This is a genomic window from Kitasatospora papulosa (assembly GCF_000717245.1).
Lineage (GTDB): Bacteria > Actinomycetota > Actinomycetes > Streptomycetales > Streptomycetaceae > Streptomyces > Streptomyces papulosus.
This window is the reverse complement of record NZ_JNYQ01000004.1, coordinates 315,751-331,351: the sequence shown is the minus strand read 5'-3', so window position 1 is coordinate 331,351 and position 15,601 is coordinate 315,751. Positions and strand designations below refer to the sequence as shown.

17 protein-coding genes are annotated in these 15,601 nt (G+C 71.2%); 11 read left to right on the top strand and 6 right to left on the bottom strand.

Annotation, left to right across the window (positions count from 1 at the left end):
- The first annotated feature begins 101 nt into the window (after nt 1-101).
- The 4 genes from IA22_RS0112690 to IA22_RS0112675 all read left to right on the top strand — a co-directional run bounded on the left by IA22_RS0112690 (nt 102) and on the right by IA22_RS0112675 (nt 4,081).
- Nucleotides 102-1,505 carry a family 2B encapsulin nanocompartment shell protein gene (locus IA22_RS0112690; RefSeq protein ID WP_014154130.1) on the top strand — a complete coding sequence of 468 codons (1,404 nt, stop codon included), beginning with the start codon at nt 102-104 and terminating at the stop codon, nt 1,503-1,505.
- Between the two features lie 97 nt (nt 1,506-1,602).
- Nucleotides 1,603-2,646: a family 2 encapsulin nanocompartment cargo protein polyprenyl transferase gene (locus IA22_RS0112685; RefSeq protein ID WP_030123656.1), complete on the top strand. Its 1,044-nt coding sequence runs from the start codon at nt 1,603-1,605 to the stop codon at nt 2,644-2,646.
- A gap of 93 nt (nt 2,647-2,739) precedes the next feature.
- Entirely contained in the window at nt 2,740-3,336 is a 597-nt protein-coding gene (locus tag IA22_RS0112680) for a GNAT family N-acetyltransferase (RefSeq protein ID WP_014154128.1), read from the top strand.
- A 76-nt stretch (nt 3,337-3,412) separates the two neighbouring features.
- A complete protein-coding gene (locus tag IA22_RS0112675) occupies nt 3,413-4,081 on the top strand; it encodes a DUF6304 family protein (protein ID WP_030123655.1) in 669 nt (222 codons plus the stop codon).
- Between the two features lie 82 nt (nt 4,082-4,163).
- Here the strand turns inward: IA22_RS0112675 and snpA are convergent, their stop codons facing one another.
- Nucleotides 4,164-4,826 (bottom strand): snapalysin, encoded by a 663-nt coding sequence (snpA, locus tag IA22_RS0112670; protein ID WP_030123654.1) that lies wholly within the window; start codon nt 4,824-4,826, stop codon nt 4,164-4,166.
- Between the two features lie 279 nt (nt 4,827-5,105).
- On the opposite strand from snpA, the gene IA22_RS0112665 reads away from it, so the two are divergent.
- The 4 genes from IA22_RS0112665 to IA22_RS0112650 all read left to right on the top strand — a co-directional run bounded on the left by IA22_RS0112665 (nt 5,106) and on the right by IA22_RS0112650 (nt 8,386).
- Complete coding sequence (locus tag IA22_RS0112665) at nt 5,106-6,059, top strand: LysR family transcriptional regulator (RefSeq protein WP_030123653.1); 954 nt, start codon at nt 5,106-5,108, stop codon at nt 6,057-6,059.
- Nucleotides 6,060-6,143: 84 nt separating this feature from the next.
- Nucleotides 6,144-7,136, top strand: coding sequence for an NAD-dependent epimerase/dehydratase family protein (locus IA22_RS0112660; protein WP_014154124.1), 993 nt, complete (start codon nt 6,144-6,146; stop codon nt 7,134-7,136).
- A 9-nt stretch (nt 7,137-7,145) separates the two neighbouring features.
- A complete protein-coding gene (locus IA22_RS0112655) occupies nt 7,146-7,508 on the top strand; it encodes a DUF952 domain-containing protein (RefSeq protein ID WP_015578699.1) in 363 nt (120 codons plus the stop codon).
- On the top strand, nt 7,505-8,386 hold the full coding sequence (locus IA22_RS0112650) for an SDR family oxidoreductase (RefSeq protein WP_030123651.1): 882 nt from the start codon (nt 7,505-7,507) through the stop codon (nt 8,384-8,386). The genes IA22_RS0112655 and IA22_RS0112650 overlap by 4 nt, the downstream gene beginning before the upstream one ends.
- A gap of 162 nt (nt 8,387-8,548) precedes the next feature.
- Here IA22_RS0112650 and sodN read toward each other — a convergent pair whose 3' ends face one another.
- Nucleotides 8,549-8,944, bottom strand: coding sequence for a superoxide dismutase, Ni (gene sodN, locus IA22_RS0112645; RefSeq protein ID WP_014154121.1), 396 nt, complete (start codon nt 8,942-8,944; stop codon nt 8,549-8,551).
- A 180-nt stretch (nt 8,945-9,124) separates the two neighbouring features.
- On the opposite strand from sodN, the gene sodX reads away from it, so the two are divergent.
- Nucleotides 9,125-9,562 carry a nickel-type superoxide dismutase maturation protease gene (gene sodX, locus IA22_RS35190; RefSeq protein ID WP_014154120.1) on the top strand — a complete coding sequence of 146 codons (438 nt, stop codon included), beginning with the start codon at nt 9,125-9,127 and terminating at the stop codon, nt 9,560-9,562.
- On the opposite strand, the gene IA22_RS0112640 is transcribed toward sodX, so the two are convergent.
- Entirely contained in the window at nt 9,466-10,095 is a 630-nt protein-coding gene (locus tag IA22_RS0112640) for a CGNR zinc finger domain-containing protein (protein WP_030123650.1), read from the bottom strand. The two genes, sodX and IA22_RS0112640, sit on opposite strands and share 97 nt — an antisense overlap.
- A 65-nt stretch (nt 10,096-10,160) precedes the next feature.
- Between IA22_RS0112640 and IA22_RS0112635 the strand changes: the two genes are divergently transcribed.
- Complete coding sequence (locus IA22_RS0112635) at nt 10,161-10,955, top strand: class I SAM-dependent methyltransferase (RefSeq protein ID WP_051694792.1); 795 nt, start codon at nt 10,161-10,163, stop codon at nt 10,953-10,955.
- A gap of 89 nt (nt 10,956-11,044) precedes the next feature.
- Here the strand turns inward: IA22_RS0112635 and IA22_RS0112630 are convergent, their stop codons facing one another.
- From IA22_RS0112630 to IA22_RS0112620, 3 genes are read right to left on the bottom strand one after another with little or no spacing between them, the layout of a single operon-like run.
- Nucleotides 11,045-11,806: an amino acid ABC transporter ATP-binding protein gene (locus IA22_RS0112630; RefSeq protein WP_014154117.1), complete on the bottom strand. Its 762-nt coding sequence runs from the start codon at nt 11,804-11,806 to the stop codon at nt 11,045-11,047.
- Nucleotides 11,803-12,771 carry an amino acid ABC transporter permease gene (locus IA22_RS0112625; RefSeq protein ID WP_015578702.1) on the bottom strand — a complete coding sequence of 323 codons (969 nt, stop codon included), beginning with the start codon at nt 12,769-12,771 and terminating at the stop codon, nt 11,803-11,805. Before IA22_RS0112625 ends, IA22_RS0112630 begins: the two co-directional genes overlap by 4 nt.
- Before the next feature lie 27 nt (nt 12,772-12,798).
- Nucleotides 12,799-13,758: an ABC transporter substrate-binding protein gene (locus tag IA22_RS0112620; protein ID WP_014154115.1), complete on the bottom strand. Its 960-nt coding sequence runs from the start codon at nt 13,756-13,758 to the stop codon at nt 12,799-12,801.
- Nucleotides 13,759-14,284: 526 nt separating this feature from the next.
- Between IA22_RS0112620 and IA22_RS0112615 the strand changes: the two genes are divergently transcribed.
- Complete coding sequence (locus tag IA22_RS0112615) at nt 14,285-15,520, top strand: NAD(P)-dependent malic enzyme (protein ID WP_014154114.1); 1,236 nt, start codon at nt 14,285-14,287, stop codon at nt 15,518-15,520.
- Nucleotides 15,521-15,601 lie beyond the last annotated feature (81 nt).

The following is a 15,601-nucleotide window of genomic DNA, read 5'->3' as shown; positions in this document are numbered from 1 at the left end:
CTCGGGACCGACTAGTCACACTCTTTTGTGTGATAGCGCGCTTCGTCCTCCGGCTGCAAGTCTTCTTCACGCAGGTCAGATCATGATCGAGAGGATGTCGGATGTCCGTTGGTGAAGAGGTTCGCGACACGCAGCCGCCGCAGCAGAGTCTCGGCACGGCGGCCGCGCGGAACCTCGCGACGACGACCAAGTCCGCCCCGCAGATGCAGGAGATCTCCTCGCGGTGGCTGCTGCGCATGCTCCCGTGGGTGCAGGTGCAGGGCGGCACGTACCGGGTGAACCGCCGGCTGAGCCATTCGGTCGGGGACGGCAGGGTGACATTCGTCCAGACCGGCGACCGGGTCGCGGTCATCCCCGCCGAGCTCGGGGAGCTTCCCGCCCTGCGCGACTTCGCCGACGAGGACGTGCTGGGTGAGCTGGCGCGCAGGTGCGAGCAGCGCGACGTCGCGGCCGGAGAGGTCCTCGCCGCGGCCGGCGACGCGGCGGACCGCGTCCACCTGCTGGCCCACGGCAAGGTCGAGAAGATCGGGACCGGGCCGTACGGCGACGAGACGGTGCTCGGAGTCCTCGCCGACGGCGCCTACTTCGGCGACCACGTCCTGGTCGACGGCGACGCGACCTGGCAGTACACGGCCCGTGCGGTCACCGCCTGCACCCTGCTCACCCTGCGCCGGTCGGACGTGCTCAACCTCGCGGCCCGGGCCGACTCGCTCCGCGACCACCTCGCCGGACTGCTCGCGATCCCGCACCAGCGGACCAACCCGTACGGCGAGGCGGAGATCGACCTCTCGGCGGGGCACGTGGGCGAGAGCGTCGTCCCGCACACCTTCGTCGACTACGAGTCGTCGCCCCGCGAGTACGAACTGAGCGTCGCCCAGACCGTGCTGAAGGTCCACACCCGGGTGGCCGACCTCTACAACCAGCCGATGAACCAGACCGAGCAGCAGTTGCGCCTCACCGTCGAGGCGCTGCGCGAGCGCCAGGAGCACGAGCTCGTCAACAACCGGGAGTTCGGCCTGCTGCACAACTGCGACTACGGGCAGCGGATCCAGCCCCACGCCGGGGCGCCCGGTCCCGACGACATGGACGAGCTCCTGTCGCGGCGACGCGGATCGAACCTCTTCCTCGCGCATCCCCGGGCCATCGCGGCCTTCGGCCGTGAGTGCAACAAGCGCGGCCTGGTACCGCAGAGCGTCGAGGTCGGCGGGCACCACGTACCCGCCTGGCGAGGGGTGCCGATCTTCCCCTGCAACAAGATCCCGGTCACCGACGCCCGCACCACGTCGATCATCTGCATGCGGACCGGCGAGGCGGACCAGGGTGTCGTCGGACTCCAGCAGAGCGGGATCCCGGACGAGATCGAGCCGAGCCTCTCGGTGCGCTTCATGGGCATCGACGAGCAGGCGATCATCTCGTACCTCGTGACGGCGTACTACTCCGCCGCCGTCCTCGTGCCCGACGCCCTCGGGGTCCTGGAGAACGTGGAGGTCAGCCGCTGGCGGTGACGCTCCCCGGGGGGCCCGGGCGTACGGCGCCCGGGCCCCGGCAGGCCCAGGCCGCGACACCGGTGCCCCGTGGCACCCGGAAGGAGTGACCGTGACCATGACCAGTACGGATGCCGCGATGGAGGAGGACAAGGCCGTCGCGCTCCTGGAGCGCACCCGTGACGCCGTCGATCCGCAGCTGCGGGCAGCCGTCGAGACGCTGCCCGGGGCGATCCGGCGGGTCGCCAAGTACCACTTCGGCTGGCAGGACGCCGACGGGACGCCCGCGGCGGGCCGGGCCGGCAAGGCCATCCGCCCTGCCCTCGTCCTGGCCGCCGCCCGCGCGGTGGGAGGCGATCCGGACGCCGCCATGCGTGCCGCGGTCGCCGTGGAACTCGCGCACAACTTCACCCTGCTCCACGACGACGTCATCGACGAGGACACCACGCGCCGGCACCGGCCCACGGCCTGGGCGGTGTTCGGTGTGCCCGACGCCGTGATCACGGGTGACGCGATGTTCTCGCTCGCCCTCCGCCTCCTGACGGACGATCCGCACCCGGCGTCCCCGCACGCGGCGGGACGGCTCTCCACCTGCGTCATCGAGCTCTGCGCGGGACAGCAGGCCGACTGCGGCCTGGAGGACCGCGGCCCGGACGACGTCACCCTGGACGAGTGCCTGGCCATGGCCATGGCCAAGACCGGCGCCCTGCTCGGCTGTGCCTGCGCCCTGGGCGCGCTCTACGGCGGGGCGGACGAGAGGGCGGTGCGCGCGATGGACGGCTTCGGAAGGGAGGCGGGCCTCGCCTTCCAGCTCATCGACGACCTGATCGGCATCTGGGGCGACACGGCCCGCACGGGCAAACCGGTCGGCGCGGACCTGACCGCCCACAAGAAGTCCCTGCCGGTGGTCGCCGCGCTCACCTCGGGCACCCCGGCGGCCGCCGAGCTCGCCGCGCTCTACCGGGGCGCCATGAACACGCCGAGGGAGGTGAGGAGCGCCGCGGACGCGGTCGAACGGGCGGGGGGCCGTGACTGGGCCCAGGCTGCGGCCGCGGACCGGATGGCCCGGGCCGTGCACCATCTGTCCCGCGCGGTCCCCGACCCGGCCGCTGCCGGAGACCTGCTGGCCCTGGCCGAGTTCGTCACCCGCAGAACGTACTGAACCGGACCGCCCAGGACCGGCCGGTCGGCCAACTCTATGATTCCGTCGGTCGGTTGCGACGATCCACCACGGGACGAAGGGGCGGGGCCGGTCATGGGCGTACGCGTACGGCAGGCGGAGCGGCGGGACAGGGACCAGGTCGTACGGATCCTGGCGGAGGCCTTCCACCACGACCCGGTGAGCTGCTGGGTCTTCCCGGACGAGGATCACCGGCACGCGGTGCACGGGAGGTTCCTGGGGGTCTTCGCGGACGTCGCGCTGGAGGAGGGACGTGTCGACCTGCTGGAGGACGGCACGGCGACGGCCCTCTGGCTCGATGTGCCCGCGGGCGCGCCGGAGGAGGAGGACGACACCCCCGCCCTCATGAGGGAGACCGCGGATCCCGACAACGAGCGGGCCGAGCTGGTGGGGCGGCTGACCGGAGCGGTCCATCCCCACGACCGCGCGCACGCCTACCTGTTGATGATCGGCGTCGCCCCCGGGCGCCAGGGGGAGGGCATCGGTGAAGCGCTGATGAGGGAGGTCCTGGAGCGCTGCGACCGGGAGGGGACCCCTGCCTACCTGGAGGCGAGCAGCGCGCGCAGCCGCGGTCTCTACGAACGGCTCGGCTTCACCTTCACGGGACGGACCGTCGAGCTTCCCGAGGGCCCGCCGATGTGGCCCATGTGGCGTGAGCCGCAGGCCCGATGAGCGGTCCGGCCACCCGGCCCACGGAAGGGGAGGGTGCCGCAGGGCGGGCCCTGGGGCAGGGCTACAGTCCCTGCTCATGACAGATGAGTCGTGGGCAGGCTGGTACCGGGACCGCCGTGGTTCCGAGGCCGTCATTCTCACCACGGACGGACAGTCGCTCCGTATCCGGGTGCGGGGCACGGACTTCGAGGGCGCGAGCTTCGACGGTCTGCGCCCCGTGGAGGGCGCGCCGGCCACCGAGGGGCTGTTCGACCTCCCGGACGGCGTGCTCGACGACTGCGTCCTGGAGTGGGACCTGCCGCTGCCGGTCCTCGCGGCCGGCACGGCCCGCCAGGCCACCCTCCGCTGCCTGCTGTCCCTGCGCAGGGCGGATCCGGACCTGTGCCTGGCCCTCCATCTGGACGGCGCGGTGTACGAGTCGAACCGCGCCGAGGGCGACTTCGCCGCGGCGCTGGCCACGGTGCAGCGGGTCCTGCCGCCGGACATCCATCTGCAGACGTGCATAGCCTGCGCCTTCTCCGACTACTTCCCGGCCCCGGTCCGCGGGCTGTCCGGCGGGCTCGCCTGCTTCCGCGGGGCGAAGGACGCCTACCGCGACGTGGTGGGCGGGGACGACGTCGCGGACCTCTGGGACCTGCGGACCGGATTCGTCCAGGAGATATGGAGCTGCCGGGAGTTCGAACCACGCCCGGCGCACGGGGCCGGCACGGGGCACCGGGGAGCCTTCCCGCTCGAACTGGCCTGACCCTTCCGGCAACGCCGTGGGGCCGTCCCGCCGGTGCGGAACGGCCCCTGTGCCGGGTGATGCGGTCGCGCCGGAAGTCGTGTCAGGAGGTCGCGCGGGCGAGCGCGGCCGCGAAGCCGTTCTGCCAGAGGGTGTTCACCCTCGAGCGCTCGGTCGAGTTCGGGTAGGCGTTCGTGCAGGACGTGCCGGGGCCGCCACCGGACATGAGCTCGCTGCACGGGCCGGTGTAGTGGTCGGGCAGCCCGAGGACGTGCCCGGTCTCATGGGCGGTGACCCGGGTCGAGTTGTACTGCCGGTTCTGGGCGTAGTCCAGGAAGATGTAGCCGCTGCCGTGGCCGTTCGTGCTCGCGTACGACCCACGGGAGTCGTTGCCCTCGCGGTAGGTGAAGTCGGGGTTCGACCCCTCCTGCAGCTTGACGTTGCTGACCGAGCTGTTCCAGATGCTGGTGCTGCTCGCTATCTGGCTGCGGAAGCTGGGGGCGTTGGTGGTGCTGTAGACGACGGTGACCGCCGCCGCACCCGGGTTCGCGGCCCGCTTCTCGGCGACCGACTTCATGACGGCGTCGAAGAAGGCCTTGTTGGCCTTGGCGTTCTCGCTCGAACCGGCGTACGCGGCGTAGCCGGCCTGGGCGGTGCTCGCGGGGGACGGGGCGGCGGCGACCGCGGGGGTGGTGCCGAGCGCGGCGGCGAGGCCGAGTCCGAGACCGGCCACGGCCGACATGACAGCTGTCCTGGGGTGTCTCATGGGGGGTGTCTCCTGCCTGTCCGATGAACCCCGTCCGGATGTCCGGAGGGAGAACGGGTGGGGGGTACGGCAAGAGTGTCGGGGCAGCCGGGCCCGCGGCGGATGATGTCAACCGGCGATAGCGCCGCCCTATCGCCCGCTCCGCGGAGGCCGACGGAGGGGCGGGAGACGCACAGAACCATCACAGTGCCGGACGCCCCGACACCCCCTGAATCGGCCCGGTTGGTGGGGGTTGGGGCATCTGGTGCTCGACGTACGAACAGCCATACCCTCGCGTTCATGGAGCTCGAGGTGAGGCACCTCAGGGCGCTCTGCGCCATCGCCGACACCGGCAGCCTGCACCAGGCGGCACGGAGGCTGGGCGTCAGCCAGCCCTCCTTGACCACCCAGCTCCAGCGGATCGAGAAGAGCATGGGCGCGGAGCTGTTCCGCCGCGGGAGGACGGGCTGTCTGCCCACCCTCCTCGGACACGCCGTCCTCAGCCGGGCCCGTCCTCTGGTGGACGGCATGTCCGCCCTGGTCGGCGCCGCGATGGCGGAGGCCGAGGCCGCCCGGGCAGGCGGCCCGCGCCTGCGCATCGGGTCCACCGCGAGCAGGGTCATCGGCGGCTGGCTGCGCGGACTTCGCCTCCGGCTGCCCGGCACCGACATCTCGCTCCGGGTCGACGTCTCCGCCCGGGCACTGCTCGGGGAGGTCGCGGCCGGCCGGCTGGACGTCGCCTTCGTGCACGAGGTCGAGGGCTGCCCGCTCGCCGTCCCGGACGGACTCGTCCAGCGCGTACTCCTGGAGCGGGAACCGCAGTTCATCTCCCTGTCCCGGGACCACCCGGCCGCGGGACGGCCGGTGGTGGACCTCGACGACCTGGCGGACGACCGGTGGATGGTCGACCCCTCCGTGGACGGGGAATGGGACGGTGTCCGGCGGGTCCTGGGTGCCGCCGGCCTCGATCCGCCCGTCCTGCACGGCGACTACCTCACGGCGGCCTCCCTCGTCGTGCTCGGTGAGGCGGTCGCCCCCTGCCAGCCCACCTCGGTCCCCCGCGACGACATGGCGATACGCCCGCTGCGCGGCGACCCGCTGGCGGTACGGCTGCTGCTGGTCTCCCGGCAGGGCGCGGACACGGACGCGGTGTACGGGGAACTGGAGGCGGCCTACCGCGACGCGGCACGGCGGGCCGAGGACTACCACCGGTGGCTGCTGCGTCACCGCAGCCCGCTCGCGCAGACGTCCTGAGCCGGGAGTTCCCCGTTCTGCCGAGAGCGACCTTCCGTTGTCCCCACCGGCCGCGGCGGGCACGATCGCCCTATGAGGCTCCTGATGCTGGGCGGTACGGAATTCGTCGGACGCGCCGTCACCGACGCGGCGCTCGCGCGTGGATGGGAGGTCACGGTCTTCCACCGCGGCCACCACGCGGCACCCGCCGGGGCGCGGACACTGACCGGTGACCGCACGACGGGGGAGGCCGGCCTGCGGGCACTGGCCGACGGCACCTGGGACCTGGTCGTCGACACCTGGAGCGGCGCACCCTCGGCGGTGCGGGACGCGGCCCGGCTGCTGTCGGGCAGAGCCGGGCACTTCGGTTACGTCTCCAGCAGGTCGGTGTACGCCCAGCCCGCCCCGGCCGGACTGGCGGAGGACGGCCCGCTGGTGGCCGGTGCCTCTCCCGACGACGGCCCCGACGTCTCCTACGCCCTGGCCAAACGCGGCGGGGAGCTGGCCGCGCTCGACGCCTTCGGGGACCGGGCGCTGCTGGCCCGGGCCGGGCTGATCCTCGGCCCCGGGGAGAACATCGGCCGTCTGCCGTGGTGGCTGGGCCGGGCCGCACGGGGCGGAGCCGTCGTCGCGCCGGGGCCACCGGACGCCGGAATCCAGTACATCGACGCCCGTGACCTGGCGGACTGGCTGCTGGACGCTGCGGCCGGCGGCCTCTCCGGGGCGTACAACACCGTGAGCCACCCCGGGCACGCGACCATGGGTGAACTCCTGGACGCCTGCGTCCAGGTCACCGGATCGCGTGCCCGGCTGCGCTGGACCGACCCGGAGACGCTCCTCGCCGCGGGCGTCGAGCCATGGACGGACCTGCCGGTCTGGCTGCCCGCCGGCGAGCTCCACGACACGCTGCACAGGGGTGATGTCTCCAAGGCGCACGCCGCCGGGCTGCGGTGCAGACCGGTCGGTGAGACGGTCGCCGACACCTGGGCCTGGATGCGGGATCTCGGTGGCACGGTCCCGCAGCGTCCGGACCGGCCGGCCGTCGGTCTCGACGCGCGGACGGAGGCGAAGCTCCTCGGGACGCCCGCCGGCCCTTAACGTGGCCCGATGACCGAACAGTTGCTGCACCTCACCGAAGAGCCCCTGTGGGAGGCCGCTCGCACCGCGGGGACGTACGAGATGTCGACCAGGGGCCGCACCCTGGGGGAGGAGGGGTTCATCCACTGTTCACTGCCCCACCAGCTCCCGTCCGTGGCACGGGCGGTGTACGGGTCGGACACCGACAACCTGGTGGTTCTCGTCATCGACACCGGTCGGGTCCCGGCGCCCGTCCGGTACGAGGCGATGGAGCCGGGCGGCGAGGAGTTCCCGCACATCTACGGACCGCTGCCCACGGACGCCGTCGTGGAGGTGCGCCCCTGGGCGGGGCAGGCCACGCGCGCCGCGGACGAGCAGGGCGGGACCCCGTGATCAGTGATCTCGTCGCGGTGACCGGCGCGAGCGGCGCGGTCGGCGGCCGGGTGGCCGCCCGGCTGGCCCGTACAGGTGTCCCCGTGCGCCTCCTCGGCCGTGACCCCGCCCGGCTGCCCGACCTGCCCGGCGCGGTCGCCGCGCCCCCGGCGGCGTACGGCGACGGGGAGGCCATGCGCCGCGCCCTCGACGGCGCGCACACCCTGTTCCTCGTCTCGGCGCACGAGAGCCCCGGCCGGGTGACCGAGCACACCACGGCGGTGGACGCGGCCCTGGCGGCGGGTGTCGAGCGCATCGTGTACGTGTCGTTCCTCGGTGCGGCGCCGGACGCGACGTTCACGTTCGCCCGCGACCACTGGCACACCGAGGCGCACCTCCGCATGACCGGAGTGCGCCACACCTTCCTGAGGGACGGCTGGTACCTCGCCGGCATCCCCGCGATGACGGGTTCCGACGGTGTCCTGCGCGGCCCCGGCGGAGAGGGGCGGGTCTCGGCCGTCTCCCACGAGGACATCGCGGACGCGGCGTCGGCCGTCCTGCTGGACGAGGGCACGGGCCACGACGGCGCGACGTACGAGCTCACGGGCCCCGAGGCGTTCACCCTGGCGGAGGCCGCCGAGGAACTGAGCCGGCACACCGGCCGCACGGTCCGGTACGTGCCCGAGACCGAGGAGGAGGCCTACGCCTCCCGTGCCCGCTACGGTGCCGAGGACTGGGAGGTGGCCGGCTGGGTCACCTCGTACCAGGCGATCGCCGCCGGCGAGCTGGAGACGGTCTCGGACGCCGTCCCCACCCTCACGGGCCGTCCGGCCACAGGTCTGTCCGCCTACCTGAGGGACCACCCGGACAGCTACCGCCATCTCCTGCCGGAGGCCTGACGGGCCGTTCGCGGTGGTCCCTGCACCACGGCAGGGCGGCCGGGAAAAGAAGACCGCACCCGGTCCGTCAGGGGCGCCGTGGACGGCGTCCGGAGGACCGGGTGCGGACGGATGGGCGACGGGCCGGCGGGGATCCCGTCGGCCCGTCGGCCGGGCCCGGGGTCAGGCCTTCTTGGTCTCCCAGAAGATCGTGTCGATCTGGGCGATCAGGTCCAGAGCCTTCTGGCCCGTGGCCGGGTCGTTCGAGCCCTTGGCCGCGGAGAGCGCCTTCAGGGTGTCGTTGACCAGCTGGTGCAGCTCCGGGTACTTCTCGAAGTGCGGGGGCTTGAAGTAGTCGCTCCAGAGCACCGAGACGTGGTGCTTCGCGAGCTCGGCACGCTGTTCCTTGATCAGAACGGCGCGGGTGCGGAAGTCCGCGTCCTCATTGGCCTGGTACTTCTCCTGGACGGCCTTGACGGACTCGGCCTCGATGCGGGCCTGGGCCGGGTCGTACACGCCGCAGGGCAGGTCGCAGTGGGCGCTGACCTTCACCTTGGGGGCAAACAGGCGGGAAAGCATGGAGCTGTCCTTCCTCGTGATCGTCTTCTCAGGTGGGACATTACTCCGTGGGAGGCCCCTTTCCGCGGCTGCCCCCTGGGGCTTAGGCCAAAAGTCCGGGGTGAGGATGGGACCGTCGGCCGAAAATACGGAGTGGTGCGCGCAGCCGTGTGCCGGAGGATGGACGGGGAGGTGCCACAGATGCCGGAACCGGCGGAGGAGCCGTGGAGCGGGCGGGCGGCGCGCAGGCCGTTCCAGGTGGTGGAGGTGACGGGGCCGTCGATGGTTCCCACGCTCTACCACGGGGACCTGCTGCTTGTTCAGCGCGGGGCGCCGGTGCGCCCGGGGGACGTGGTGATCCTGCGTCATCCGCTCCAGCAGGACCTGCTGGTCGTGAAGCGGGCCTCCGAACGGCGCGACGGCGGCTGGTGGGTGCTCGGCGACAACTCGTTCGCGGGCGGGGACAGCACGGACTACGGGACGGTGCCCGAAGAGCTCGTGCTGGCCCGGGTACGGGCCCGCTACCGGCCGCTGAGGAAGGATCAGCGGTCGGTGTTCGGGCTGCTGGGCTGGGCGGTGTCGGCGGTGCGCCGGGTCTCGTCGGAACGCTCCGACTCCAGGCGTTTGCGGGCCCGGTAGGCGGCCACGTTGGCCCGGGTCGCGCAGCGGTCCGAGCAGTAGCGCCGGGAGCGGTTCGTCGAGGTGTCGAGGTAGGCGTTGCGGCACGGCGCGGCCTCGCACAGGCCGAGCCGGTCCACACCGTGCGAGGTGAGGTGGAAGGCGAGGCCCATGGCCGCGATCGCGGCGTAGCCCGCCGTCGCGTTCGACGGGTGGTCGGCGAGGTGCATGTGCCAGTCCGGTGTGCCGTCCTCGGCCCGGGTGTCGTGGCCGGAGATCTGCGGGCTCACCGGGAACTCCAGCAGCAGTGAGTTGAGCAGATCGACCGCGAGGGTCTCGTCGCCGTCGTCCGCCGCCTCGAAGACCGCGCGCAGCCGGGCCCGCACGGACCGGAAGCGGGTCACGTCCCCGTCGGTCGCACGGCGGGCCGCCTGCGTGTTCGCGCCGAACAGGTCACGCACGGACTCGACCGTGGTGAGGGAGTCCGTGCCCCGGGCCGGCTCCTCGGTGTTGACCAGACGCACGGCGTAATCCGAGTAATAGGCCAATTCCACTTGTAGTCCTTACGGCGTCGGTCTATGGTCGATGCGTCGACCAGTGTAATGGGTGGTCGCCTTTGATGGGTATTACAGATATGCGTGACGAGGTGGAGGTCCGGGTGACGGCGACAGGCACCGACTGGCAGTCCTGGCAGGAGAGCTGGGACCGGCAGCAGGAGTGGTACATGCCGGACCGCGAGGAGCGGTTCCGGGTGATGCTGGACATGGTCGAGGCCGTCGTGGGGCCCGAACCGAGAGTGCTCGACCTGGCGTGCGGTACGGGCAGTATTACGGACCGGCTGCTCAAGAGGTTCCCCCGAGCCACCAGTACGGGCGTCGACCTCGACCCCGCGCTGCTCGCCATCGCGCGCGGCACCTTCGAGGGGGACGACCGGGTCACCTTCGTCACCGCCGACCTGAAGGACGCCGCCTGGACCGAACGGCTTCCGCACGAGGCGTACGACGCCGTGCTCACCGCCACCGCACTGCACTGGCTGCACAGTGAGCCGCTGGCCACCCTGTACGGGCAGATCGGCGGACTGGTCAGGGACGGCGGGGTCTTCATGAACGCGGACCACATGATCGACACCGGGACCCCCCGCATCAACGCCGCCGAACGCGCCCACCGGCACGCGGCCATGGACCGGGCCAGGGCCCGGGGCGCCGTGGACTGGGCGGACTGGTGGGCCCTGGCGGCGAAGGACCCGGTCCTCGCGGAGCCCACGGCCGAGCGGTTCGCGATCTACGGCGAGCACGCGGACGGTGACATGCCGTCCGTCCACTGGCACGCCCGCACACTGCGCGAGGCCGGCTTCGCGGAGGCGCGGGCGGTCTGGGCCTCGCCCTCGGACAGCCTGGTGCTCGCCGTGAAGTAGGGCGGCGGTACGGGGGCCGAGGGGCGGGAAGCGACGAGGAGGGCGGTACGGACCAGGTCCGTACCGCCCTCCTCGTCGTCGCGGGGGTGCTACAGCACCTTTGACAGGAAGGACTTCGTCCGGTCGTGCTGCGGGTTCGTCAGGACGTCGCGCGGGTGGCCCGACTCGACCACGACGCCGTCGTCCATGAAGACCAGCGCGTCACCGACCTCACGGGCGAAGCCCATCTCGTGGGTGACCACGATCATCGTCATGCCCTCCTCCGCGAGGCCGCGCATGACGTCCAGGACGTCACCGACCAGCTCCGGGTCGAGGGCCGACGTCGGCTCGTCGAAGAGCATCAGCTTCGGCTCCATGGCCAGGGCGCGGGCGATGGCCACCCGCTGCTGCTGTCCGCCGGAGAGCTGGGACGGGTAGTTCTTCGCCTTGTCGGACAGGCCGACCCGGTCCAGCAGCCGCTCGGCGCGGGCCCGGGCGACCGCCCTGGTCTCGCGCTTGACCTGGATCGGCGCCTCCATGACGTTCTCGAGGGCCGTCATGTGCGGGAACAGGTTGAAGCGCTGGAAGACCATGCCGATGTCACGTCGCTGGAGGGCGACCTCGGTGTCCTTGAGCTCGTAGAGCTTGTCGCCCTTCTGCCGGTAGCCGACCAGTTCGCCGTCGACGTACAGCCGTCCGGCGTTGATCTGCTCCAGGTGGTTGATGCACCGGAGGAACGTCGACTTGCCGGAACCGGACGGGCCGATCAGGCAGAACACCTCACGCGGGGCGACCTCCAGGTCGATGCCCTTGAGGATGTGCGCGGGGCCGAAGGACTTGTGGACGCCCTCGGCCTTCACCATGGCGGTCATGCGGAGACACCCCCCGAAGGACGGTTGCTGAAGGAGGCGAAGTTGACCTTGACCCGCTGCCACGGGGTGAGCGGCAGGCTGCGCAGGGTGCCCCGGGCGTAACGCCGCTCCAGGTAGTACTGGCCGACGCTGAACACGCTGGTCATCACGATGTACCAGATGGAGGCGACGAAGAGCATCTCCATCACCGCGTAACTGGTCGAGCCGATCTGCGAGGTGGAGCGCAGCAGCTCGTTGTAGGTGACCGCGTAGACCAGGGACGAGGTCTTCAGCATGTTGATGAACTCGTTGCCGGTCGGCGGGATGATCACCCGCAGGGCCTGCGGGAGCACCACGCGGCGCATCGTCTTCGCCTGGGTCATGCCGAGCGCGTGCGAGGCCTCGGTCTGGCCCTCGTCCACCGACTGGATGCCCGCCCGGACGATCTCCGCCATGTACGCGGCCTCGTTGAGGGCCAGCCCCAGCAGGGCGCACATGAACGGCGTCATCACGTCGGTCATCTCGTCCTTGTAGACGAACGGGATGTTGAGGACCGGGAAGATCAGGGCCAGGTTGAACCAGAGCAGCAGCTGCACGTAGACCGGGGTGCCGCGGAAGAACCAGATGTACAGCCACGCCACCCAGCTGGTCACGGGGTTCCTGGAGAGCCGCATCACGGCGAGCACCACACCCAGGACCACGCCGAGGGCCATGGCGAGCACACTGATCATCAGCGTGCGGCCGGCTCCCGCCAGGACGGTGTCGTCGAACAGCTTGTCCTGGACGGCCTGCCACTGGATGTTGCCCTGCGAGAAGGCGTAGACCAGGGCCGCCAGCAGCGCGAGCACGACCACACCGCTGATCCAGCGGCCGACGTGCCGTACGGGGATGGCCCTGATGGTCTCCGGTGCGACGGTGGTGGCCTTGGAGACGGGTGCCTCGGCGACCGATGGGCCGCCGGGCACCTTGTCGAACTTGTCAGTCACGGTGACTGCCCTTCGGTGGTGCGCCGGTCACTTGCCGCCGTTGACGGCGGCCTTGTCGATCGCGCCGGTCCCGGCACCCCACTTGTCGAGGACCTTCTGGTAGGAACCGTCGGCGATGATCGCGTCCACGGCCTCCTTGAGCGCGTCACGCAGCTCGGTGTTGTCCTTGTTCACGGCGATGCCGAAGGGGCCGGCGTCGACCTGCTCGCCGACGACCTCGAAGTCCTTGCCGCCGTTGGCCTTGCGGGCCAGGTCGAGGGCGACGGGGTAGTCGTTGACACCGGCGACGGCGCCGCCCGACTTCACACGGGTCTGGGCCTCTGTGTCGTTCTCGAAGGACTGGATGTCGACGGCCTTCTTGCCGCCGTCCGTGCACGCCTTCGACTGCTTCTGCAGGGCCTTCTCGTACGTGGTGCCGCGCTGGACCGCCGCGCCCTTGCCGCACAGGTCCTCGATGGACTTGATGCCCTCGGGGTTGCCCTTCTTGGTGTAGACGGCGGTGCCGGCCAGGAAGTAGTCGACGAAGTCGACGCCCTTGCCGAGCTTCTTGCCGCTGTCGTCCAGGCCCTCCTGGCGCTGCTTGTTGTCCGTGATGGACGACATGGCGATGTCGTGGCGGCCGGTGTTGAGAGCGGTGATCAGGCCGTCGAACGAGCCGGAGGTGAACTCGAACTTCACACCGAGCTGCTTGCCGAGCGCCTCGGCGAGGTCGGGGTCCACACCGACGATCTTGCCGTTCTCGACGGACTCCATCGGCGCGTACTCGGCGTTCGTGCCGACCTTGATGACGCCGGACTTCTGGTACTTCTCCGGCAGCTTGTCGAAGAGCGGGGCGGTGTTCCCGGACGTGCCGTCCGCGGCCTTCTTCGAACCGCTGTCGGTCTGGTCGCCACAGGCGGTCAGCAGCAGGGTGCCGGCGACCGCGACTGCGCAGACCGCGGCAATCCGGGACTTCGCGGCCGTACGACAGAGGGTGCTTGCGGTCATGATCGGAATCCTCCGGCGGTGAGGGAATGCTGCCTTTTCAGGTGGGTACGCACGCACCTTCGAGTGACGCCACCTTGTGTGATTAGGGCATCTTGCCATTCGGACTCACCCGATCAGGGGTCCAGCCATGTCAAAATCGGGTAACGGGCGACCCCCGAACCTCAACGGGCCGGTACGGCAAGGCCGGACCATCTGCTGGAAAGTGCGCACCCTTCCGGAGAATCTCCGGTGCGTCTCGACCTACGGACCGCCTTTGTAGCCCTTAGTGGACTTGTCCAGATATTCGGCTATGAGTCATCTCACCGAGTCGATACCGACTCGTAAGAGGCCCGGTCCGTCCGGTAAGAAAGACCTTTACACCCCTCATCCGGGGCTCAGGGCGCGTGTGCGGCGCGCCCGCGCGTATGTGCCTCCCCTGCCGGAGCGGTCCAACCGCTCAGCGCCGGGAACGTACGCGGTGCCCGCCCACCCCTCCTCAACCAGGAGTGGCCACCCTCAAATGATGAAGACTTAAGGGGTCAACACAATGGCAGCGGAGATCGTCAATCCTCGCAGCGACAGCACGACGCACGGCACGGCCGGTGCGGCAGGACCCAGCGGTGCGGACGAGCCCTTCGACCCGGCTTTCGCCCTTCACCGCGGCGGGAAGATGGCCGTGCAGGCCACCGTTCCGATCCGCGACAAGGACGACCTGTCCCTCGCGTACACGCCCGGCGTGGCCAAGGTGTGCAGCGCCATCGCCGAGCAGCCCGAACTCGTCCACGACTACACCTGGAAGTCGCAGGTCGTGGCCGTCGTCACGGACGGCACCGCGGTGCTCGGCCTCGGGGACATCGGTCCTGAGGCCTCCCTCCCCGTGATGGAGGGCAAGGCGATCCTCTTCAAGCAGTTCGGCGGGGTCGACGCGGTGCCGATCGCGCTCGCCACGACCGACGCCGACGAGATCGTCGAGACCGTCGTCCGCCTTGCGCCGTCCTTCGGCGGGGTGAACCTGGAGGACATCTCGGCGCCCCGGTGCTTCGAGATCGAGCGCAAGCTCCAGGAGCGTCTCGACATCCCGGTCTTCCACGACGACCAGCACGGCACGGCGGTGGTCACCCTCGCGGCCCTGCGCAACGCCGCGAAGCTGTCCGGCCGTACGCTCGGTGATCTGCGCGCCGTCATCTCCGGCGCCGGCGCGGCGGGTGTGGCCATCGCGAAGTTCCTCCTGGAGGCCGGCATCGGTGACGTCGCCGTCGCCGACCGCAAGGGCGTCGTCAGCGGCGACCGCGACGACCTCACCGAGGTCAAGCGCGAGCTGGCCGAGATCACCAACCGGGCGGGCATCACCGGCTCCCTGGAGACCGCGCTGGCCGGTGCCGACGTCTTCATCGGCGTCTCCGGCGGTACGGTCCCCGAGCCGGCCGTGGCCTCGATGGCGCCCGGCGCGTTCGTGTTCGCCATGGCCAACCCGAACCCCGAGGTCCACCCCGACGTCGCGCACAAGTACGCGGCCGTGGTGGCGACCGGACGGTCGGACTACCCGAACCAGATCAACAACGTGCTGGCGTTCCCCGGCATCTTCGCGGGCGCGCTGCAGGTGCGGGCTTCCCGGATCACCGAGGGCATGAAGATCGCGGCGGCGAACGCGCTGGCGGACGTCGTCGGCGACGAGCTGGCGGCCCACTACGTGATCCCGTCGCCGTTCGACGAGCGGGTCGCACCCGCCGTCACCGCGGCGGTGGCCGCGGCCGCGCGCGCCGAGGGCGTCGCGCGGCGCTGACGCGGGACGGGGCGGGGCGGGGCGCGGTCGCGCGCATCCCGCCCCGCCCTTCCGCTCCCGGAGCGTCGAGCCCCGCGGGCT